22 protein-coding genes are annotated in these 21,023 nt (G+C 63.0%); 14 read left to right on the top strand and 8 right to left on the bottom strand.

Annotation, left to right across the window (positions count from 1 at the left end; genetic code table 11):
- The first annotated feature begins 75 nt into the window (after positions 1 to 75).
- The 5 genes from CHU95_RS07895 to thiL are packed head-to-tail and all read left to right on the top strand — an operon-like array spanning position 76 to position 3,878.
- On the top strand, positions 76 to 666 hold the full coding sequence (locus CHU95_RS07895) for a riboflavin synthase (protein WP_094455490.1): 591 nt from the start codon (positions 76 to 78) through the stop codon (positions 664 to 666).
- A 4-nt stretch (positions 667 to 670) separates the two neighbouring features.
- On the top strand, positions 671 to 1,813 hold the full coding sequence (gene ribB, locus CHU95_RS07890) for a 3,4-dihydroxy-2-butanone-4-phosphate synthase (RefSeq protein ID WP_094455441.1): 1,143 nt from the start codon (positions 671 to 673) through the stop codon (positions 1,811 to 1,813).
- Positions 1,814 to 1,844: 31 nt separating this feature from the next.
- Positions 1,845 to 2,309 (top strand): 6,7-dimethyl-8-ribityllumazine synthase, encoded by a 465-nt coding sequence (locus tag CHU95_RS07885; RefSeq protein WP_094455488.1) that lies wholly within the window; start codon positions 1,845 to 1,847, stop codon positions 2,307 to 2,309.
- A 16-nt stretch (positions 2,310 to 2,325) separates the two neighbouring features.
- Positions 2,326 to 2,877, top strand: coding sequence for a transcription antitermination factor NusB (gene nusB / locus CHU95_RS07880; RefSeq protein ID WP_094455439.1), 552 nt, complete (start codon positions 2,326 to 2,328; stop codon positions 2,875 to 2,877).
- The gene (gene thiL, locus CHU95_RS07875; RefSeq protein ID WP_245838027.1) at positions 2,874 to 3,878 is read left to right on the top strand and encodes a thiamine-phosphate kinase; all 1,005 of its coding nucleotides are present in this window, start codon (positions 2,874 to 2,876) and stop codon (positions 3,876 to 3,878) included. Before nusB ends, thiL begins: the two co-directional genes overlap by 4 nt.
- A 158-nt stretch (positions 3,879 to 4,036) precedes the next feature.
- Here the strand turns inward: thiL and CHU95_RS07870 are convergent, their stop codons facing one another.
- Entirely contained in the window at positions 4,037 to 4,447 is a 411-nt protein-coding gene (locus tag CHU95_RS07870) for a VOC family protein (RefSeq protein ID WP_094455437.1), read from the bottom strand.
- Between the two features lie 348 nt (positions 4,448 to 4,795).
- Between CHU95_RS07870 and CHU95_RS07865 the strand changes: the two genes are divergently transcribed.
- Complete coding sequence (locus CHU95_RS07865) at positions 4,796 to 6,703, top strand: cache domain-containing protein (protein ID WP_165772082.1); 1,908 nt, start codon at positions 4,796 to 4,798, stop codon at positions 6,701 to 6,703.
- A gap of 46 nt (positions 6,704 to 6,749) precedes the next feature.
- Here CHU95_RS07865 and CHU95_RS07860 read toward each other — a convergent pair whose 3' ends face one another.
- Positions 6,750 to 7,385, bottom strand: a complete 636-nt coding sequence (locus tag CHU95_RS07860) for a PAS domain-containing protein (RefSeq protein WP_133065474.1) — start codon at positions 7,383 to 7,385, stop codon at positions 6,750 to 6,752.
- A gap of 81 nt (positions 7,386 to 7,466) precedes the next feature.
- Between CHU95_RS07860 and CHU95_RS07855 the strand changes: the two genes are divergently transcribed.
- Positions 7,467 to 8,021 (top strand): tetratricopeptide repeat protein, encoded by a 555-nt coding sequence (locus CHU95_RS07855; RefSeq protein ID WP_094455433.1) that lies wholly within the window; start codon positions 7,467 to 7,469, stop codon positions 8,019 to 8,021.
- Positions 8,022 to 8,036: 15 nt separating this feature from the next.
- Here the strand turns inward: CHU95_RS07855 and CHU95_RS07850 are convergent, their stop codons facing one another.
- Positions 8,037 to 8,243 (bottom strand): (2Fe-2S)-binding protein, encoded by a 207-nt coding sequence (locus CHU95_RS07850; RefSeq protein ID WP_094455431.1) that lies wholly within the window; start codon positions 8,241 to 8,243, stop codon positions 8,037 to 8,039.
- Between the two features lie 183 nt (positions 8,244 to 8,426).
- Here CHU95_RS07850 and CHU95_RS07845 point away from each other — a divergent pair, with 183 nt between their 5' ends.
- From CHU95_RS07845 to CHU95_RS07835, 3 genes are read left to right on the top strand one after another with little or no spacing between them, the layout of a single operon-like run.
- Positions 8,427 to 8,888 carry a GNAT family N-acetyltransferase gene (locus CHU95_RS07845; protein WP_094455429.1) on the top strand — a complete coding sequence of 154 codons (462 nt, stop codon included), beginning with the start codon at positions 8,427 to 8,429 and terminating at the stop codon, positions 8,886 to 8,888.
- Between the two features lie 51 nt (positions 8,889 to 8,939).
- Positions 8,940 to 10,001 carry an N-acetyl-gamma-glutamyl-phosphate reductase gene (gene argC / locus CHU95_RS07840; RefSeq protein ID WP_094455427.1) on the top strand — a complete coding sequence of 354 codons (1,062 nt, stop codon included), beginning with the start codon at positions 8,940 to 8,942 and terminating at the stop codon, positions 9,999 to 10,001.
- Entirely contained in the window at positions 9,998 to 10,546 is a 549-nt protein-coding gene (locus CHU95_RS07835; RefSeq protein WP_245838024.1) for a gamma carbonic anhydrase family protein, read from the top strand. The genes argC and CHU95_RS07835 overlap by 4 nt, the downstream gene beginning before the upstream one ends.
- Here the strand turns inward: CHU95_RS07835 and CHU95_RS07830 are convergent.
- Complete coding sequence (locus tag CHU95_RS07830) at positions 10,543 to 11,223, bottom strand: TetR/AcrR family transcriptional regulator (RefSeq protein WP_094455425.1); 681 nt, start codon at positions 11,221 to 11,223, stop codon at positions 10,543 to 10,545. The genes CHU95_RS07835 and CHU95_RS07830 overlap by 4 nt on opposite strands.
- An 89-nt stretch (positions 11,224 to 11,312) precedes the next feature.
- Between CHU95_RS07830 and CHU95_RS07825 the strand changes: the two genes are divergently transcribed.
- From CHU95_RS07825 to CHU95_RS07810, 4 genes are all read left to right on the top strand, one after another.
- The gene (locus CHU95_RS07825; protein ID WP_094455423.1) at positions 11,313 to 12,362 is read left to right on the top strand and encodes an efflux RND transporter periplasmic adaptor subunit; all 1,050 of its coding nucleotides are present in this window, start codon (positions 11,313 to 11,315) and stop codon (positions 12,360 to 12,362) included.
- A 3-nt stretch (positions 12,363 to 12,365) separates the two neighbouring features.
- On the top strand, positions 12,366 to 15,404 hold the full coding sequence (locus CHU95_RS07820; protein ID WP_094455421.1) for an efflux RND transporter permease subunit: 3,039 nt from the start codon (positions 12,366 to 12,368) through the stop codon (positions 15,402 to 15,404).
- A 61-nt stretch (positions 15,405 to 15,465) separates the two neighbouring features.
- Positions 15,466 to 15,942 (top strand): (2Fe-2S)-binding protein, encoded by a 477-nt coding sequence (locus CHU95_RS07815; RefSeq protein WP_094455419.1) that lies wholly within the window; start codon positions 15,466 to 15,468, stop codon positions 15,940 to 15,942.
- A gap of 4 nt (positions 15,943 to 15,946) precedes the next feature.
- A complete protein-coding gene (locus tag CHU95_RS07810; protein WP_094455417.1) occupies positions 15,947 to 16,732 on the top strand; it encodes an FAD binding domain-containing protein in 786 nt (261 codons plus the stop codon).
- Here the strand turns inward: CHU95_RS07810 and CHU95_RS07805 are convergent.
- The 4 genes from CHU95_RS07805 to CHU95_RS07790 form a co-directional block, all read right to left on the bottom strand.
- A complete protein-coding gene (locus tag CHU95_RS07805) occupies positions 16,722 to 17,165 on the bottom strand; it encodes an Lrp/AsnC family transcriptional regulator (RefSeq protein ID WP_054170369.1) in 444 nt (147 codons plus the stop codon). The two genes, CHU95_RS07810 and CHU95_RS07805, sit on opposite strands and share 11 nt — an antisense overlap.
- 69 nt (positions 17,166 to 17,234) lie before the next feature.
- Positions 17,235 to 18,737, bottom strand: coding sequence for an L-piperidine-6-carboxylate dehydrogenase (gene amaB, locus CHU95_RS07800; RefSeq protein ID WP_094455415.1), 1,503 nt, complete (start codon positions 18,735 to 18,737; stop codon positions 17,235 to 17,237).
- Between the two features lie 83 nt (positions 18,738 to 18,820).
- On the bottom strand, positions 18,821 to 19,891 hold the full coding sequence (locus tag CHU95_RS07795) for a saccharopine dehydrogenase family protein (protein ID WP_094455413.1): 1,071 nt from the start codon (positions 19,889 to 19,891) through the stop codon (positions 18,821 to 18,823).
- A gap of 133 nt (positions 19,892 to 20,024) precedes the next feature.
- Positions 20,025 to 20,903 (bottom strand): LysR family transcriptional regulator, encoded by an 879-nt coding sequence (locus CHU95_RS07790; RefSeq protein WP_094455411.1) that lies wholly within the window; start codon positions 20,901 to 20,903, stop codon positions 20,025 to 20,027.
- Positions 20,904 to 21,023 lie beyond the last annotated feature (120 nt).

Raw genomic sequence — 21,023 nt, 5'->3', positions numbered from 1 at the left:
ACCCCCATCCCGCCATGCGCCCCGCGCATCCATCGCCCCCTCGCGCATTGACGCGTCAAGCCCTAGGTTATGCCCATGTTTACTGGAATCATCACCGATGTCGGCCGCGTCGTGGAGATCGAGCGCCGTGGCGACCTGAGACTGACCATCCAAACGCGGTTCGACCTGAACAGCGTGGCCATGGGCGCGTCCATTGCTTCCAACGGGGTCTGCCTGACCGTCGTGGAGAAGCTGGCCGATGCCTATCGGGTGGATGTGTCCGCTGAAACCATCGCCAAGACGACGGTTGGCGACTGGATTGTCGGCACGCCGCTGAACCTGGAACGCTCGCTGAAGCTGGGCGATGAGCTGGGCGGCCATCTGGTCTATGGCCATGTCGACGGGGTGGGCACGGTTGTGTCTGTCACGCCTGATGGTGACAGCCAGCGCTGGCGGTTCCGCGTGCCGCAGAGCCTGAAGCGGTTCATCGCGGCCAAGGGCTCTGTGGCCTTGAACGGTGTGTCGTTGACAGTGAACGAGGTTGATGATGATGTTTTTGGCGTCAACATCATCCCGCACACCGCAGAACAGACGACCTTCGGCCTGATCGGGCCGGGGGCACGCATCAATCTGGAAGTGGACATGCTGGCGCGTTATGTCGCGCGGCTGGTGGGGAAGGACGCTTAACGACATGTCGGCCATCGAAACCCGTCTGACCGAGGACGACCGTCCCGTGCTGTCCAGCACCGAGGAGCTGATCGAGGAGGCCCGCCAGGGCCGCATGTTCATCCTGGTCGATGATGAAGACCGGGAGAATGAGGGCGATCTGGTCATCCCCGCCTCTGCCGCCACGCCGGAAGCCATTAATTTCATGGCCCGTTTCGGCCGCGGCCTGATCTGTCTGGCCATTGACAGCCCGATGAATGAACGTCTGCGTCTGCCCCTGATGGCACAGCAGAACGGCACCCGCCATCAGACGGCCTTCACGGTGTCGATCGAGGCGCGGACGGGCGTCACAACCGGCATCAGTGCTGCCGATCGTGCCCGGACCATCCAGGTCGCCATCGACCCGAATGTCGATAGCCGCGATATCGTCACGCCCGGCCATGTTTTCCCGCTACTGGCGCGCGATGGCGGCACGCTGGTCCGTGCGGGCCATACTGAGGCGTCGGTGGACTTCTCCCGTCTGGCCGGCCTGCCGGCGGCGGGCGTGATCTGCGAGATCATGAATGATGACGGCACCATGGCCCGCATGCCGGACCTGGTGAAGTTCGCGCAGTTGCATGGGCTGAAAATCGGCACGATTGCCGACCTGATCGCCTATCGCCGCCGCACGGAAACCATCATCGAACGCTCCTACCGCACCGTGCTGGATAGCCATTTCGGCGGCCGCTTTGAAATGATCGTCTATCGCAACCGCATCAGCGGGGCGGAGCATATCGCGCTGGTCAAGGGCGATATCCATGACGCTGTGCCGGTGCCCGTGCGCATGCATTCCCTGAACATCGTCAAAGATCTCCTGGCCGACAGCCGGCATGGGCCGGTGGGAAGCCTGGAAGCAGCCATGAAGGCGATCGGCGAGGAAGGGCGCGGTGTCATCGTTCTGATGCGCGATGCTCAGCCCTTCTCCCTGGCCGACCGGCTGCGCGCCATTGATAATGGCAATGGCGAACTGAACGGGGAGCTGCGCGACTATGGCATCGGTGCCCAGATCCTGAATGATCTGGGCGTGAAGAATATGGTGCTGCTGAGCAATACCAAAAAGACGGTGGTGGGCCTCGAAGGCTATGGGTTGACCATTGTCGGCCAACGGGCCATACCCACCCCCTTCTGATCCTTCCACCATGACCAACTGGATGGCCCCCATGGCTGACGCGCCCCATATCATGATCGTTGAGGCTCGTTTTTATGAGGACCTCGCGGACGAGCTGGTGAAGGGCGCCGTCGGTGCTCTGGAGGCGGTCGGTGCCACCTACGAGATTTTTCAGGTGCCCGGCGCCTATGAGATCCCTGCCGCCATTCAGTTCTCCGTCCGCTCTATGGATTTCTATTCCGGTCGTCGCCGTTTCGACGGCTATGTGGCGCTTGGCTGCGTCATCCGGGGCGAGACGACGCATTATGACTATGTCTGTCAGGAAAGCGCCCGCGGCCTGTCCGATTTGGCCCTACGCCATACGCTGGCTATCGGCAACGGCATTCTCACCACTGAAAATTACGAGCAAGCCTGGGCCCGCGCCGCCGTCAACCAGAAGAACAAAGGCGGTTTTGCCGCCAATGCCTGCCTTCAGATGATCGAACTGAAAAAACAGTTCCGTCTTTATTCACGCTGAGTTTCCAGGTTCCAAGATGCCGCCGCGCAAGAAGATCACCCCCCCGGTCGCCCCTGAACCGGCGCCCAAGATCAAGCCCACCGGGTCTGCCAAGGCCCGCCGTTCGGCTGCCCGTCTGGCTGCCGTTCAGGGCCTTTACCAGATTGATCTGGCCGGTGCCTCCAGTGATACGGTGATCCATGAATTCGCCCGCCACCGCATCGGCCAGGAACAGGATGGCGAGGAGTTTGTGACCGCCGACCCAACCCTGTTCGCGGATATCGTGCGTGGGGTGCAGGGCCGTCTGGCCGAAGTGGATCAGCATCTGGGCGGTCTGCTGGACCGGCAATGGTCGCTGGACCGCATGGAACTGCTGCTGCGCGCCATTCTGCGGGCGGGCTCTTGGGAACTGCTGGCCAATACTGCCGTTGCTCCCCACATCATCATTAATGACTATATCGACGTCGCTCACGCGTTCTTCGCGGGGCGAGAGCCGGGTATGGTCAATGGCGTTCTGGACAAGCTGGCCCGCATCCTGCGTGCAAGCGAGATGAACACCAAGCCGGCGGGCAAGGGCGGCGAGCTGTGACCGACCAAGGCGCGCCTGTCAGTCTGGGTGAATTCGGCCGGATCGAACGGTTCTTCCGGCCCCTGGCCATGGGCGTACCCGGCGCCTTTGATCTGACGGATGATGCCGCTGTTCTGGACGTGCCCTATGATCAGCAATTGGTGGTGACCACCGATGCCATGGTCTCTGGCGTGCATTTCCTGCCCCATGACAATCCGGCCGACCTTGCCTGGAAGCTCCTGGCCGTTAACATGTCGGATCTGGCCGCCAAGGGCGCGGAGCCGTTGGCCTATTCCCTCGTCACGGCCTTACCAAAAACGATCGGTGATGAGTGGGTCGAGGCTTTTGCCAAGGGGCTGGGCGAGGCGCAGCGCCAATTCAGGATCAACCTGCTGGGCGGTGATTCGGTTTCGACATCCGGACCATTATCGCTGACCGTCACGGCTCTGGGTCTGGTGCCGTGCAATCGGATGATCCGCCGTAAGGGTGCAAGGGTGGGTGATGCCCTGTTCGTCACCGGTTCCATCGGCGATGCCGCCCTGGGGCTGCGGTTGGTGCAAGGGGCGTTAACCCAGCCGATACCGGAGGGTGACCGCGCCTATCTGCTGTCGCGCCTGCACCGTCCGTTGCCCCGCCTGGACCTTGTTGCCTCTTTGCGCGTGTTTGGGACGGCGGCGCTCGATATTTCAGACGGGCTGGTTGCAGACCTGCGGCATCTGGCCGTGACCAGCAAGGTGCGCTTACAGGTGGATACTCAAGCCGTCCCCCTGTCCGGCGCGGCCCTGCGTCTGCTGGTCGGGGTGCCGGCCCTGCGCCGGGTTGTTCTGACTGGCGGCGATGATTACGAAGTTGCCTTCACCGCCCCGGCTGACAAGGCCGAAGATATTGCTGCCGCTGGCATTAATGCTGGGATCAAGGTGACCCGCATCGGCAAGGTGGTGGAGGGCGAACCGGGTCTCGACCTTCTTGGCCTTGAAGGGGCGGAAACAGACCTGGGGGTCGGCGGCTGGCGTCATTGCTAAGGCGGCGTTCCCGTGATTGGACCGATCAGACGGTTTCAATCGGCCGCAGCGACTACCGGTGGTTCGGCAGCACAGTGTGGCGCGTGGGGCAACCATCGCCCTCAAACATCCTTGCGATAGGGCGCCCTCGCCGGGCCGCCCCCTAGGCCGGTGCCCGCTTACGGCGTTCCTTTCAATTCAAGGGTATTGCCTTCCGGATCAGTCAGGTAGATCGACGGACCTTCCCCTGTTGCCCCGTTGCGGATAGCCGTGCTGCCCATGGTCACGCCATGCCGGGCCAGATGTGCGCGAATAACACGATCGTCGAAAGGCGTGATTTCCAGGCAGAAATGCTCCAGGTTTCGGCCTTCCGGTCCCGGCCCGGCCCCACCTGTCCGGCCCAACTCGCCGTCCAAGGGGATCAGATCAATCAGTTGCCGCCCGGCCCGCAATTGATAAAGGCCAATTTTAGCCTGCACCCTTTCCAGGGTGCAGCCCAGGACGGTCTGGTAAAACCCCAGCATTCGGTCGATATCATAGACCCGCAGGACGATATGATCCAGACCCAGCAAGGTGAAGGGTGCCACCATTGTAATCCCTGATTGCAGAGTGGAGTGATCGTTGCCTGTGGCGGAGTGACGCATCGTTCGCCACACCGTCCGACTGCAACCCAATGCGCCTCCCACAATCTGATCATAAGATCCCGCCAGATCAAGACATTGGCGGTTGGGTTAACCACAGATGAACCCCGCTTTGGCGCCAATCAAAAAAATCAACCTTGCTTGAAAAAGTGACATCCATGATACAGGCGACCGCAGAGACATGAATAGCTATTCACAAATTCCAGGGCTTCGGCGGGTGGTAAAATGGTGTGGTTGGTGAATATTTCGCAGTGGTTTCATAATAGTGCTATCTCAACCCGGCTGGGTTTGATTGTCATGATCTTGCTAATTGGTCTGATGGCGTTTGCGGCCCTGACCAGTGAGCAGCAATATACACAGCTCCAGGAACGCTATAACAGCAGTGCTCAGGCGGCAGCGACGGCGGCCAGGGGTATCGTCACATCCTATGCCGCCCAGGAACAGGCTGGAACCCTGAGCCGGGCAGAAGCCCAGGCCCGTGCGCTGGCGGCTGTGAAGGCGATGCGTTTTGATGGCGAGTATGTCTGGGTCAATGACACTGCCCATCGAATGGTCATGCATCCGATCAAGGCCGACCTGGATGGCAAGGACATGTCAGACTTCAAGGACCCGGCGGGAACGCTGATGTTCCGCGATATGGTCCGGGTGGCAACCGGTCCTGACAAGGCGGGTTTTGTGCCTTATAAATGGCCCAAACCCGGTTTTGACGAGCCGGTGGACAAAATCTCCTTTGTCATGCTGGTCCCGGAATGGAACTGGGTCATCGGGTCCGGGGTCTATCTGGATGATGTAGGCCGTAAACATCGGCAGATGCTGTTGATCCAGATAATTGCAGTGATCGTGTTGGGGGGCCTATCGGCGGCCTGTGCCAGTGCCGTGGCTCGGACCCTGGCCCGCCCCTTGTCGGCCCTGACCAATGTTATGCGGGATCTGGCGGCGGGAAAACTGGAAGTCGAGGTGCCTGATGCCAAGGTCACCAATGAGATTGGCGCCATGGCCGGTGCGATCGCCATTTTCCGCGAGAATGCCCTGCGCGCCCGCGCGCTGGAGGAGGACAAGCAGCGGGAGGAGGAGGCCAAGGAACGCCGCCGCGCCGCGCTGGAGGTGCTGACCCGCGACTTCAAGTTAGCGGTGGCGGGTAAACTGCGCACGGTGGCGGCGGCAGCGACCGAGTTGGAGGCGACATCCGGCGGGTTGCAGCAGCAGGCGGAAATGACGGGACACCAGTCCACCACTGTTGCCGACAGCGCCCAGGTTGCCCGCGACAATGCACAGACCGTCGCGGCTGCGACCGAGGAACTGTCCGCGTCCAGCGCAGAGATCGGTCGGCAGGTGGGCATTACCGGCCGGATTACCGCTGAAGCTGTGGAAAAGGCCCACAATGCCCGACGGGTTGTCGGCGAATTGTCAGCGGTTGTGGCCAATGTGCAGGGTGTTGTAAGCCTGATCAGTGAGATTGCCAGCCAGACAAATCTTCTGGCCCTGAACGCTACGATTGAGGCCGCCCGTGCCGGCGAGGCCGGCAAGGGTTTTGCCGTCGTGGCCAGCGAGGTCAAGAACCTGTCCGGACAGACGGCGCGGGCCACGGAGGATATCAGCACCCAGGCCCGGGCGGTCAAAGAAGCGGCCGACGATGCCGCTGGTATGATTGCGACCATTGCCGACATTATTGATAATATCGGTCGGAATTCGAGCGCGATTGCCGGTGCGGTTAACCAACAGGAGGCCGCAACCGCCGAGATCAGCCGTAACGTTCATGAAGCGGCGCGGCGCACGGGCGAGGTATCGGAAAGCATTGGCGCGGTGCGTGAGGGTGCGCAGTTCACCCTTTCGGCTTCGTCACAGTTGCACGCCGCGGCCGGGGAACTGTCTGAACAGGCCGAACAGTTGCGCCAGGAGGTGGAGGATTTCCTGTCAGCCATGGACAGGGCCGGTGAACGCCGCGCCTATGAACGCCGGATTGTTGATCTGGCCGTCGAACTGTCGGGGCCAAGGGGCGGGCGTCAACCGGGGCGTATCACTGATCTGTCAGCGGCCGGGGCGGCCATCCGCACAACCCTTTCGGTGGACCCAGGGGATGAGGTGGTGTTGATGGGACTGAGTTGCGGCTCCCTGCGGGGGCGTACCGTCAGCACGGAGAATGGTGTCCTGCGGGTCCAGTTTCGCCTGGATGAGGCAACGGCACCGGTGCTGGCAGCCGCGTGATCCCGCGCACCGTCGGGCCTGATTGATCAAGGGGAACGCTTGCCGGTCAGGTCCCGGCGAGGCTGGCGCAGGTGGCATCGTCCAGCAACCGGGCGCTGAGCAGACCGTCACTGTCAGCACCGTCCAGTGCAGGGGCGCCCGGCGGTGGGTCAAAGACGCGGACCATGCCCATGATCTGTGTTGCCGCTGCGCCCGGCTTGACCGATACCGGCAGCAGCAGACGGTTGAACCCCCGCCAGCTCCGTCCAGCCGGCCCCAGGAAACCGCGATAGAACAAGGGCAGCCCGCTATCCAGGCATTGATGGAACAATGCGCTGCGTCCGGGCACAGCGGCCGGGATGATCAACTGGTCCAGACAAAGACCTGTGCCATCCTGACCGAACAGGTCACGCAGGCGGGTCCCTGACAGGCGGCAACGCAATCGTCCATCCCCAAGACGTTCATAGATGAACATGACCGGGAGGATGGACCGCGGCAGGGCACAGGGGTCCATCTGGGTGCGGGTGGGTAGTGCGGTGCCGGGATTGCCCCGCTTCAGGTGCCACCAGAACAGGAGAAGGGTCCGCATACCGCGATCGGCCGTCAGGATCGCGTGATCGATTTGCGCGGCGGATTCGTCCAGCAACATGCCCACCCCTGTCTCATTGCTCCCAGGATAGGTCAGCAGGAGCGCGTTGGACACTATGCTTTCGCGCGACCGGTGACGGATCACGTCATCGTGCTAGGATAAGACGAACCGCGTCTTTCCGATCTTGAGGATTGCATGATCCGCCGTCTGCCCGCCCTGTGCATGGCCCTGTCCGTTCTGGTCCTTCTGCCGGGATGCCTGTCACCACGCTGGGCGCAGCCGATAAACCCTTTCATGAATGATGACACGGACCGGGGGCGGGCGGCGCTGCAGGCGCGGGATTACGTCATGGCCCTGGAATTCTATGGCCGATTGGCCCAGGAGGACCCGGAAGATATGGGTGCCCGCTATCAACTGGCTTTGATCCATCAGGAAATTGGCCGGCATGAGGAGGCGTATGGCCTGTTCCGGGTGGTGTATGTGTCGGGCAGCGAGGAGGAGGCCCCGCGCCTGGATGGCTCAACCAGCGAGGAGCCGCTCTTTGTCGCGGCCGAGCGCCATCTGCGCCTGCTGGGGGGACGCCTGGATAAAAATGATGCCGGCCTGCGGGAGATCCAGGAAGAACGGGCCCGCCGTATCGAAGCAGAGAAGGCCGTGGTCGAGGAAGAAAAGCAGGAACGAGCCGAGCGCGGCAATCGTTATGGAGAGGGTAAGGTCCCGTGCTCCATGACCACACTGCGTGTCTGTTGAGGTCAATGACCCCGATTATTCCGCCGCGATGGCATGGGAATGGCCAGTGCAGCCATGGGCGGGGCGGGCATCGCCCACCATTTCCCGGATCGTGGTGAAACAGCGGCCGCATTGCGGGGTCTTGCCGCAAGCCTTGAACACACTGGCCACACTGGACGCGCCATTCTCCACGCTATGACGCACGGTCTTGCAGTTGATGGCGTTGCAGATGCAGACATACATGATCGGACAGCGGCCCCGGTCACCAGAACGATGGCGGTAAGCTACTGCAAATCACTCGCACATACCAGCCTGAAAATGCGAATTCATCGCAATTGCTCGCAGTGGGCGCTGCGCGATAAACTATCGGCACCTGTCTGATGTCATCCCTGGTACATTGCCCCCTGTAATCAGCCGGGGGACCTGATGTCGATCAAGGATGAAATCGTTGTGCGCGTGGCCCAGCGTCGGGACGTGCCGGAGATGGTGGCGCTGCTGACCGACGACCTGCTGGGCCAGGGGCGTGAGCAGTCGACCGACCTGGAACCCTATTATGAGGCGTGGGATGAGATCATCCTGGACCCCAATGCCGAAATCCTGATTCTGGATCTGGATGGGCGTGTGGTGGGCATGGCGCAACTGAACTATGCCCGCGGCCTGGGTCGTAAAGGGATGCGCCGCTGCACCATCGAGGCAGTGCGGGTGGCCGCCAACCTGCGGTCCAAGGGATTGGGCGCCATTTTGATGGAGAATTGCATCGACCTGGCCCGCGCGCGCGGCTGCGGACTGGTGCAGTTGACCACCGACAAGCGGCGGACCGATGCACACAGGTTCTACCAGCGCCTTGGCTTTGATGCTTCGCATGAGGGCATGAAGCTGTATTTGTAACGGACGGGTGCCAATCTGGGTGCCCATCCGTTCAGCAGGAGACCATCGTCAATGAGCACCGCTTCCGCCTCCACTCCCGTCCGCGTCGCCATTCTGGGCGCTTCCGGCTATACGGGTGCCGAGCTGATGCGATTGCTGTTGCGCCATCCGCGTGTGCGCATCACGGCCCTGACGGGCGAACGCGCGGCCGGAAAGCCGGTGGCCGAGGTGTTTCCCCATCTGGCCCCCTATGACCTGCCGGTCCTGACCAAGATCGCCGATGTGAACTGGGACGAGGTGGATTTTGTGTTCTGCGGCCTCCCGCATGGCACCACGCAGGAGGTGATCGCCGGCCTGCCGCCCCATGTCCGCGTCTGTGACCTGTCGGCGGATTTCCGGCTGTTCAATGTCGATACCTATGCCGAATGGTATGGCCACGCGCACAAGGCCGTCGATCTGCAAGAAAACGCCGTTTATGGCCTGTCGGAAGTGGCGCGTGAACAGGTGTCTAAGGCAAGGCTGGTCGCTAATCCGGGCTGCTATCCCACCGCTTCGCTGCTGCCGCTGCTGCCGCTGCTGAAGGACGGGCTGATCTCCGCCGATGACATCATCATCGACGCCAAGTCGGGCGTGTCAGGTGCGGGCCGCGATGCCAAGCAGGGCAGCCTTTATTGCGAAGTGGCGGAGGGTATGCATGCCTATGGCATTGCCTCGCACCGCCACGCGCCAGAGATTGAGCAGAGCCTGGGCTGGGCCGCCGGTCGCGGCGATATCCGCATCGCCTTCACCCCGCACCTGATCCCTATGAACCGGGGCATGATGGCCACCACCTATGTCCGCCTGAAGGACGGGGTGGATGTGGCGGCCTTGCGGGCGTCCCTGGAAAAGGCCTATGCCGGTGCGGCGTTCGTGAAGCTGCTGGCCCCCGGTGTCGGCCCGCAGACGCGCCATGTCGCCGGGTCCAACCTGTCGCTGATCAATGTCTTCGCCGACCGCATACCGGGCCGCGCCATCCTGGTCTCTGTCATCGACAATCTGATGAAGGGGGCCTCGGGTCAGGCCGTACAGAATTTCAACATCATGAACGGGTTTGACGAGACCTTGGGCCTGGATGTCGTGCCGGTGTTCCCGTGATCCATTCCCGTCCCATCCCCACCATCCTGCCCTTCAGGGGCAAGCTGCCCGTGATCGACCCGTCGGTCTTTCTGGCCAATGCGACCATCATCGGCGATGTCGAGATCGGGGCGGGGACCAACCTGTGGTTCGGCGTCACCGTTCGCGGTGACGTCAACGCCATCCGCATTGGCCGCAACAGCAATATCCAGGATGGCAGCGTCGTCCACTGCACCCGCAACCGGTTCAGCACCACCATCGGTGACAATGTCACCGTCGGTCATCTGGCCCTGCTGCATGGCTGTGTGGTGGAGGATGGGGCCTTCATCGGCATGAAGGCCTGTGTCATGGATGGCGCGGTGGTGGAAGCGGGGGCGATGGTGGCCGCCGGTGCCCTGGTCACGCCCGGTAAGCGGGTGAAGGCAGGTGAATTGTGGGGCGGCAGCCCCGCCAGATTCCTGCGCCTCCTGACCGAGGATGACATCCGGATGCAGATGTCCATCGCGCCGCATTATGCGGAAATGGCCAAGGTCTATCTGGAAGAGGTGGGCGGCGGGGTCGGTTAACGCGGCCGCATCCCCTCCATCAATATTCCGATGGATGTGTCGATCCAGCGGTCGATGGGGGTGAAGTTGCTGTCGCCCTTGGTGATGATCAGGGAGACGATGCCGTGGCCCATGGCCCAGACGCTGTCGGCGAAGCCTTCCGGGTCGTCGCCACGCAGCAGGCCGGCGGCCACCAACCGCTCAATCCCGGTCTGCAAGATGCCGAAGGATTGCATGGCCTTAACGGTTTTCTGCGCCACCTCTTCCGGCACCACGCCAGAGCAGGGCAGGCCGCGATGGCCCAAGGTGGGCACGAAGCGCGACAGGCTGGTCATGAAGACCAGGCGGTATTCGTTCGGGTGCGCCAGTCCATAGCGTACATAATTGATCATCAATTGCCGCAGCAGGCCCAACGGGTCGGTCGCCGCATCCGGCGGCATGGTCATGGCCGCCACCAGACCATCAAAGAAGTCTGCCGCGATGGCGGTCAGCAGCGCTTCCTTGTCTGCGAAATGATCGTAAATCGCCGTCGGTGTAATGCCAGCGGCATCGGCAATGCGGCGCATGCTGGCCTGTTCAAATCCCTGGGTCACGAACAGGTCGCGGGCCACAGCCAGGATCTGGGCGCGCCGTTCAGCGGCGGGAAGCCGCGTCCGCTTGCCCGGATTGACAGCGCGTGTGCCTTTTTTGTTAACCATGCCATCAACTCTCAAAATTCCTATTGACCTATAGCGCAGCCGGACTAAACCTAACACCGTAAACTTATCGATGTTAGGTTAGGTGTGCCATGCTGCGCGCGTCCCTTCTCCTGATCCTTGTTCTGGCCCTTTCCGCATGCGGCAAGGATGATCCCGACGCAGCACAAGCGGCCCCCGCGACCCCGCCTGTACCCGTTACAGTCAGTGCCGCGCGCCCTGCACCAGAGGCGGAATGGGTGAAAGCGACCGGCACCATCGCTTTCAAGCGGGAGATCCCGCTCTCCTTCAAGGTGGCGGGTAAGGTAGAGGGGTTCCAGGTTGATATCGCCGATCCGGTGACGCGCGGCCAACGTCTGGCCCGTATCCAGGTGACAGAGGTGGATGCGCAGTTGCGCGCCGCCGATGCGCGCGTCACGAAGGCGCGGCAGGATCTTGACCGGCTGCTGCCGCTGGTTGCCAAGGGCTTTGTGGAAAAGGCGCGGGTGGATGCCGCCAAGTCGGCACTGGACACGGCGCAGGCCGACCGTGACGCCATCGCCTTCAACCGCGGCCTGTCGGAGATTTCGGCCCCCGCCGATGGCGTGGTTCTGGCCCGACCGCTGGAACCAGGGCAGATCGTACCCGCCGGCACGACGGCCCTGGTCATTGGGGATCGAGAAAGCGGGGTCATCGTGCGCGCCGGCCTGTCCGACCGCGATGTGGCCCTTATCGGCACTGGCAATGCAGTGGAACTGGCCCTGCCCAACGGTAAGCTGACGGGCCAGGTGACCCGCATCGCCGCCAAAAGCGCGACGGGCACCGGGGTGTTCGATGTGGAAGTGACCCTGCCCGAAGCCCCGGCCGATCTGTCCAGTGGACGCATCGTCACCCTGTTCATCGCCCCGAAATCAGGCAATACCCCACCACCTCTGGCCGTACCGGCGTCGGCCATTATCGAAGGGTTCGGCGATCTGGCCACCCTTTATGTCGTAAAGGCCGATGGCAAGGGGGTGGAACGGCGGCAAGTGAAGGTGGCGGGTCTGCGTGGTGCCGATCTGCTGGTCGCGGCCGGTCTGGCGGAAGGCGAACAGGTGGTCTCCGCCGGTGGTGCCTACCTGCGGCCCGATAGTGCCATCAGCATCGCACCGGCGGGGAAATAAGCCATGGGCAATATCGCCGCTTTCTCCGTGCGCCAGTGGCAATTCACACTGGTCCTGTTCGCCATGCTGGCCGCCATGGGCGTCAGCTCGCTTCTGTCCATCCCGCGTGCCGAAGATCCCAGCTTTCCCATTCCCACGGTGCTGGTGGTCGCGGTTCTGCCGGGGGCCGATACGATTGATTTGGAAAAGCAGGTCACCGACCCGCTGGAAGATGCCATCGACAGTCTGGATGACATTACCAAACTCACCTCGCGGACAAGGGACGGCGTGGCGGTGATCACCGTCGAGTTCGACTGGTCCGCTGATGCAGAGCGCAAATACGATCAGGTGGTGCGGGAGGTGAATGCCATACGCCCCACCCTGCCAGCGGGTCTGGTCCGGCTGGAGGTGAAGAAGTTCAATACAGCGCTGACCAATTTCATGCAGGTGGCCCTGGTTGGCGACGGCGTGTCGGCCTTGGAGTTGCGCAAACGTGCCGATGATCTGCGCGATATCATCGACCGGGTTCCCGGCGTCTGGGAAAGCGAGATATGGGGAGAAGAGCGGACAGAGGTTCGTGTCGCCATTGATGCGGGGCGACTGGCCGAACTGCGCCTGCCCGTCACGGCGGTGGCCGATGCCTTGAAGGCAGAAGGGGCGGCGGTGCCGCTGGGCGCCCTGCATGCCGGGGAACGGCGCTTTACGGTGAAGACCGAGGGCGATTTCGACACGCTGGACGATATTGCCAACACGGTTGTACGAGCGGCCGACGGCCGCGTGGTACGGGTGCGCGATGTGGCCGAGGTCACCTGGGCGGCGGATGAAGCCAACCATATTGCGCGGTTCAGTGGCAAGCGGGCTGTTTTCATCACGGCCAACCAGAAGCCGGGCCAGAATATCTTCGATCTGAAGAAAGCCACCTATCAGGCACTGGATGCGTTTGAGCGAACCCTGCCGCCCAATATCCAGTTAGAGCGTGGATTCGATCAGTCAGAGAATGTGGCCAAACGCCTATCGACCCTGTTCCGTGATTTCGCCATCGCGCTGGGACTGGTGCTGGTCACCCTGATCCCGCTGGGTCTGCGTGCATCGCTGGTGGTGATGCTGGCCATTCCGCTGTCACTGGCCATCGGCGTGACCGTCTTGCACTTCACCGGCTTCACGTTGAACCAATTATCCATTGCCGGCTTTGTGCTGTCACTGGGTCTGCTGGTCGATGATAGTATTGTGGTGACCGAGAATATCGCCCGGCACCTGCGCATGGGCAAAAGCCGGGAGGAAGCGGCGATTGAGGGCACGCGGCAGATTGCCGTCGCTGTCCTGGGCTGCACCGCCACCCTGTTGCTGGCGTTCCTGCCGCTGATGTTTCTGCCCGAAGGGTCGGGCAAGTTCATCAAGTCGCTACCTGTGTCAGTGCTGGCCACCGTTGCCGCGTCCTTATTCGTGGCGCTGACCATGATCCCGTTCCTGGCCGCACGCATCCTGTCGCGTCACGAGGACCCGGAGGGCAACAAGGCCCTGCAATGGGTGATGGGGGCCATCCATGCCGTTTATCGCCCCGTTCTGCACAGAGCCTTGGAAAGGCCCGGCGTCACCGTGCTGATCGCATCATTGCTGTTTGTGGGGTCCATTGCCCTGGTGCCGCGTATCGGTTTCAGCCTGTTTCCACCGGCCGATATTCCGCAATTCCTGATCGAGATCGACCTGCCCGACGGTGCGCCGCTGGCGGAAACCGACAAGGCAGTGAGGTTCGTTGAGGAACAGGTCAAGCAAATGCCGGATGTGCGCTTTGTCATGGCCAATGCCGGGCATGGCAATCCCCGTATCTATTACAACATCAGCCCACGCGAAGATGACCCCACCCATGGCGCGATCTTTGTCGGCCTGACGCAGTGGAAGGGAAAGCAGAGCACGGCGGAACTGGACAAGCTGCGGACGCGGTTGGCGGCCTATCCCGGTGCGCAGATCATCGTGCGGGTGTTCGAGAATGGCCCGCCGATTGAGGCGCCCATCGCGGTCCGTATCCTTGGCCCGGAACTGCCGGTCCTGAAGGAACTGGCGGCCAAGGTGACCGCCATCATTGAGGGCACGGCCGGATCGCGCGACGTGGTCAACCCGCTGCGCCTGGACCGCACCGACCTGGATCTGGGTATCGACCTGGACAAGGCGGGCGTGCTGGGTGTGCCGGCGGGAGCGGTGGACCGCGCCGTGCGCTTGTCACTGTCCGGCGAAGCGGTGGCGACCTATCGGGAAAGCGACGGCGATGACTATCCCGTCACCCTGCGCCTGCCCATGGAGGGGCGGCATGAACTGGATGTGCTGGCCGATATCCGGGTGCCGGGGGCGGCGGGGGCCGTACCGCTGTCAGCGATCAGCGATCCGCACTTTATCACCGGTCCTGCCCGCATTGATCGGTTCAACCGTGAGCGTGCAGTGACGATCACGGCCTTCACAGCCACCGGCTTTAACACTGACCGCGTCACCCGTGCCATTGGCGAACAGCTCTCAGCCCTGGCCTTGCCGCCGGGTTACCGGTTGATGACGGGTGGAGAGGCAGAGAGCCGGTCACGAAGCTTCGCCGGCCTGTCAGGTGCCATCCTGGTGGCTATGTTCGGGATCATGGCCGTCCTGATCCTGGAATTCCGCAGTTTTGCCACCACCGCCGTGGTGGCCGGCGTCATCCCGCTGGGTATTATCGGCGGCATGGTGGCGCTGTTCGTGACTGGATACACCCTGTCCTTCACCGCCGTGATCGGCTTCATCGCGCTGATCGGGATCGAGATCAAGAACTCCATCCTGCTGGTCGATTTCACCACCCAGTTGCGCCGCGCCGGCACGCCGCTGAAGGCTGCGATTGAGGAAGCGGGCGAGGTACGGTTTTTGCCGGTACTGCTGACCTCCGTCACCGCCATCGGCGGTCTACTGCCCCTGGCGCTGGGCGGTTCGGGCCTCTATTCGCCGTTGGCTGCGGTCATCATCGGTGGATTGATCTCTTCCACGGTGCTGTCGCGTCTGGTGACACCGGCCATGTATCTGTTGCTGGCGCCGAAGGAGGTGGATTGACGACGGGTATGGCGGCGGGCCAGATAAGGCCCAGGCTGCTGTAGTGCGAGAGGTTTGCCCCATGTCCGTTGCGATTACTCTGACCGTGAATGGCGCACCGGTAAGCCTTGAGGTGGACCCGCGCCTGCTGCTGTCGCAGTTGTTGCGCGATGAGCTGGGCCTGACCGGCACCCATGTCGGGTGTGATACCAGCCAGTGCGGGGCCTGCACGGTACATCTGGACGGATTGTCCGTAAAAAGCTGTGCCGTACTGGCGGTCCAGGCCGATGGCGCCGACGTGCTGACCATTGAGGGGATTACGGGGCCGGACGGGGCCTTGCACCCGATGCAGGCGGCGTTTCGGGAGCATCATGGTCTGCAATGCGGGTTCTGTACGCCGGGCATGGTGATGGGGGCTATTGAGTTGGCCCGGACGGCCCGCGATCTGGAGGAGGCGACGATCCGCGAAGGGTTGGAGGGCAATCTCTGCCGCTGTACGGGATATCAGAATATCGTCAAGGCTGTGCGCGCTGGCGCCCAGGCCATGCGGGAAGGGTAAGCCCATGTACGGGTTCGATTATCACCGCCCGACTGCGCTGGCCGATGTGGTCGCGCTGTTGATCGCGGACGAGGATGCCAAGGTCCTGGCGGGCGGCCAGACCCTGATCCCCACCCTGAAACAGCGTCTGGCCATGCCCAGCGCCCTGGTGGATCTGTCCGCCGTTCCCGGATTGCGGGAGATTGTGGCGGAGGGCGACGGGGTGCGTATCGGCGCCATGGCGACGCATGCCGCCGTGGCCCGTAACGCGCTTGTGCGCGCGGTGCTGCCGGGGCTGGCCGATCTGGCGGCGCATATTGGCGATGCCCAGGTGCGCAACCGCGGCACCATTGGCGGGTCCATCGCCAATGCCGACCCGGCGGCGGATTATCCGGCGGCGGTGGTCGCGCTGGATGCCATTATCCGCACCGACCGCCGGGATATTGCGGGCGGTGCGTTCTTCACCGGCCTGTTTGAAACCGCCTTGCAGCCGGGCGAGGTGATGACCTCCCTCTTCTTCCCCGCCGCCTCCCATGCCCGCTATGCCAAGTTTTCCAATCCGGCCAGCCGCTATGCGATGGCCGGCGTATTTGTCGCCAAGCGGGGGGACGCGGTTCGCGCGGCGGTGACGGGTGCCGGGCCTTCCGTCTTCCGCTGGCACGCAGCGGAAGCGGCGCTGAGCGCACGGTTCAGTGCGGATGCGCTGGATGGCTTGGTGCTGGACGCCGAGGGGTTGAACAGCGATATGCATGCCGACGCGGCATATCGGGCGCATCTCGTCGGAGTGCTGGCGCGCCGCGCTATCGCCTGAACTTGTCCGACAGGACCAGGGACGACATGGTGCGTTCCACCCCCTGCACCTGCCCCAGCAGGTCCAGAACCCGGTCGATATCCTGCACCGACTGCGCCGCAATGACGGCCATCATGTCGTAGGTGCCCGAGATGGCGGACAGGCTTTCCACCTCGGTGATGCGCTTCACCTCTGCCACGATACGCGACAGCATCTTAGGATTGGTGGAGAGCAGCACATAGGCGCGGATCAGCCGGCTGCTGCCCGGATCCTGGCGCAGCGTATAGCCCTGGATAATGCCCAGCCGTTCCAGCCGGGCGATACGGGCCTGCACCGACGACCGCGCCAGTCCGAGTTTGCGGGCCAGCGACGCCGCCGGTTCGCGGGCATTGGCCTTCAGGAGGGCGAGCAGGGCCGTATCAACGGCATCCTGTTGGGCGTCGGTGGCGTCCATCGGGGGCCTTGGCAAAACGAAAAAACGGATCATCGGGGCGGATGGTTGCCCACCCGCCCCGGCATCCTATCACAGCTCCGGGAACTCAATCCCCTGGGCCAGCGGCAGCGAGGTGCCGTAATTGATAGCCGAGGTCTGGCGGCGCATATACTGCTTCCAACTGTCGGACCCGCTTTCGCGACCGCCGCCCGTTTCTTTCTCCCCCCCGAAGGCGCCACCGATTTCGGCACCGCTGGGCCCCATATTAACATTGGCGATACCACAGTCGGAGCCATCGGGCGCCAGGAAGCGCTCCGCCTCCAGCAGGTCACGGGTCATAATGCTGGACGACAGGCCCTGCGGCACATCGTTCTGCATCGCCACGGCCTCCTCGAAGTCGCTGTAACGCAGGACATAGAGGATGGGGCCGAAGGTCTCGTGCTTCACGATCTCCGTCTGAGACGGCATTTCCGCGATGGCGGGGTAGGCGTACCAAGCCTCGGGGAAGATGTCCGAAAGGGCGCGGCCACCGCCATGCACGGTGCCGCCCTGTGCCTTGGCGGCCTCCAGGGCCTTGGTCACGGCGTCAAAGGCGGCCTTGTCGATCAGCGGACCCATCAGGGTGCCCGCATGGCGCGGGTCGCCCGGCTGAATGGCGGCGAAGGCCGTCTTCACCGCCGACACCACCTTGTCATAGCAGTCATTATGCACGATCAGGCGGCGCAGGGTGGTGCAGCGCTGACCGGCGGTGCCGACGGCGGCGAACAGGATGGCGCGCACGGCCAGTTTCAGATCGGCCGAGGGCGTCACGATCATGGCGTTATTGCCGCCCAGTTCCAGGATGGACCGGCCAAAGCGCTTGGCGACCACCGGGGCCACTTCGCGGCCCATGCGGGTGGAACCGGTGGCGCTGACGAGCGGCACGCGGGGGTCGGCGGCGATTTGTTCACCCACCGCGCGCAGGCCGAACAGCAACTGCGACAATCCTTCCGGCGCGTCGCCGAAACGGGCCAGGGCCTTTTCGAACAAAGCCTGCGTGGCCAGTGCCGTCAGCGGCGTCTTTTCCGAGGGCTTCCAGATCACCGGGTCGCCGCAGACCAAGGCCAGGGCCGCATTCCAGGCCCAGACGGCCACGGGGAAGTTGAAGGCGGTGATGATGGCGACGGGGCCGAGCGGCTGCCACGTCTCCACCATACGGTGACGGGGACGTTCGGACGCGATGGTCAGGCCGTGCAACTGCCGCGACAGGCCGACGGCGAAGTCGCAAATGTCGATCATTTCCTGCACTTCGCCCAGGCCTTCCTGGACGATCTTGCCGGCTTCCAACGTGACGAGCGCGCCTAAGTCGGCCTTATGCTCGCGCAGCACCTCACCGAACAAGCGGATCAACTCGCCCCGGCGCGGGGCGGGGACGGTGCGCCAGGCCTTGAAGGCGGCGGCGGACTGGGCCAGGGCGGCATCAACCTCAGCGGCGTTGTGCGCTTTCACGGCCCCCAGACGGGCACCATCAATGGGGGAGCGGGACACGATATCCCCGTCGGCAACGAGATGGGCAATGCCCAGACGGTCCAGAAGGGCGGCGGTGGCGGACATGGGGCGGAACTCCGGTATGGATGGCTGTTTGTTTATGCTTTATGGGAAATGGGGACGGGTACGGCACCCATCCCCATTTTGGGTCACGCATAAACCTTTCCAAAACGGTTGGAAAGGAACAGGTCCAGCGGCATTTGTTCCTGACGGACAAAACCCTTGGACGGCAGGTGACCGGCGGCCTGCAGGTCCAGCATGGCGCAGATGCCGGCGGCTGTGCTCATCTGAATGGCCGACAGGAAATGGCCTTCGACCTCCTCGCCATGGATGTGGCGGACGATGCTTTCCTGTTCCAGGCGGCCATGGCGCTTGCCGCTGACGGTGCAGAAGACCAACACCACATCCTGCATGGTGATGGGCAGTGCCTCTTCCAGCACTTCCTTCAACAGGTCGCGGCGGCGGCCCAGGCGCAAGTCTTCCACCAGCAACTTGATGATGGCGCAATGGCCCGGATAGCGGACCGACTTGTAGGTCAGGTTTTCCACCTTGCCGGCCAGCGTCTCGGTCAGCGAACCCAGGCCGCCCGAGGTGTTGAACGCCTCGTATGTCACACCTTCCAGTGCAAATTCTTCCAGGTCTTCCAGGGGGGGCAGCTCAACATTCTTGCCGTCCTGCACCGCCTCGCACGGGTTCAGATATTCGTTGATCAGGCCGTCGGTGGACCAGGTCAGGTTATATTTCAGGGCGTTGGTCGGATAACGCGGCAAGGCGCCGACGCGCAACTGCACATCGCGCAGGCTGTCAAAGCCGGCGGCAAGGCCATGCGCGGCGATGGAGACGAAACCGGGAGCCAGACCGCATTGCGGGACAAAGGCGCTGCCGGCCTTGGCGGCCACCTCCTTTACAATGCGGGTGCTGGCCACATCCTCGGTCAGGTCGAAATAATGAATCCCGGCATCATAGGCGCCGTAGGCGACGGTGGCCGTGGTGTGGAAGGGCAGGGCGTTCAGCACCGCATATTTGCCGGCCATGGCCGCGCGCAGGGCTGCACCGTCATGAATGTCCAACTGGATCGTGTCCACACCCAGGTCGGCAAAACGCGTCAAGGCGTTGGCGCTGTGGTCGGCGACGGTGACCGTGTAATCGCCGGTCCGGCGCAGCAGCAGGGTGATGGCGATGCCGATCTTGCCGGCGCCCAGCAGCAGGATGTTCTTCATATTGCTCCCCGTTTCCCGAAAACTGTTAGGGGAGATGGTGCCGCCCGGCGCCGCCGATCGGAAGGCGGCGATCTGTCGATATGCAGGTTAAATGACGGCGTTTCGCCTGCATGGGCGGCGAAGCGCCAAGGCGCTACAACCGCCCGACATGGTGTTTCAGATAGTCGACCAGCAATGACACCTTGGGTGATAGGTGGCGGCGGTGGGGATAGACGGCCCAGATGCCTTCATCGGGTGGGCGGTGCTGGTCCAGCAGGCTGACCAGGGTTCCAGCGGCCAGGTCCGTTTCGACATAGAAATCGGGGAGTTGGCAAAGACCCAGCCCCTGGCGTGCGGCATCCAACACGGCAAAGCCGCTGTTGCAACGCCAATTGCCAGCGGGCCGGAAGGAGACCTGCTGGCCATGATCATCGAAATGCCAGAGTTCGGCGGTCCCCGTCAGGCATTCATGGCGGGCCAGATCATCGAGGCTGACGGGCGCGCCAACCTGTTCCAGATAGGCGGGAGCAGCACAGAGATAACGACGGCGGGACGTCAACTGCACGGCGATCAACCGGCTGTCATTCAGGCTGGCGCCGGTACGCACCGCCAGATCAAAGCCTTCGCCCACCAGATCCACCAGTCGGTTGGTCAGATCGATGCTGACGGACAATTGCGGATGGGACAGCAGGAAGCGGTTGACCAGGGGCACAATGAACCGCTCCCCATAGGCAATGGAACAGGTGAGACGCAGATGACCGCGCGGGGCGCCATCGCTTTCGCTGACGGCCGCGAATGCCTCCTCCCGTTCCTCCACCAGCCGGCGGCAGCGTTCCAGGAAGGTGCGGCCGGCATCGGTGACGCTGACCCGTCGGGTCGTTCGGTAGAGCAGGCGCACCTGCAGCCGATCCTCCAGCCGCGCCACCTCCCGGCTGACATGGGAGGTGGAAACACCCAGACGGGTCGCGGCGGCAGAAAAGCTTTCCGTTTCACAGACGGCGATGAAGCTGTCGATCCCGTCCCAGGAGCCCATGATTGTTCCCACATGGCAATAATCATTTGCTAAATTGCATGATCGTTGCCGGGATATTCAAGCTATTGTCGCCCCCATGCCGTCCGTGCCACGCTGCCCGGATAGAGTTTTCTCCGACCC

The organism is Niveispirillum lacus (genome assembly GCF_002251795.1).
GTDB classification, from domain to species: domain Bacteria; phylum Pseudomonadota; class Alphaproteobacteria; order Azospirillales; family Azospirillaceae; genus Niveispirillum; species Niveispirillum lacus.
Note: the sequence above shows the minus strand (reverse complement) of the source record. Positions and strands in the feature narration are given on the sequence as shown.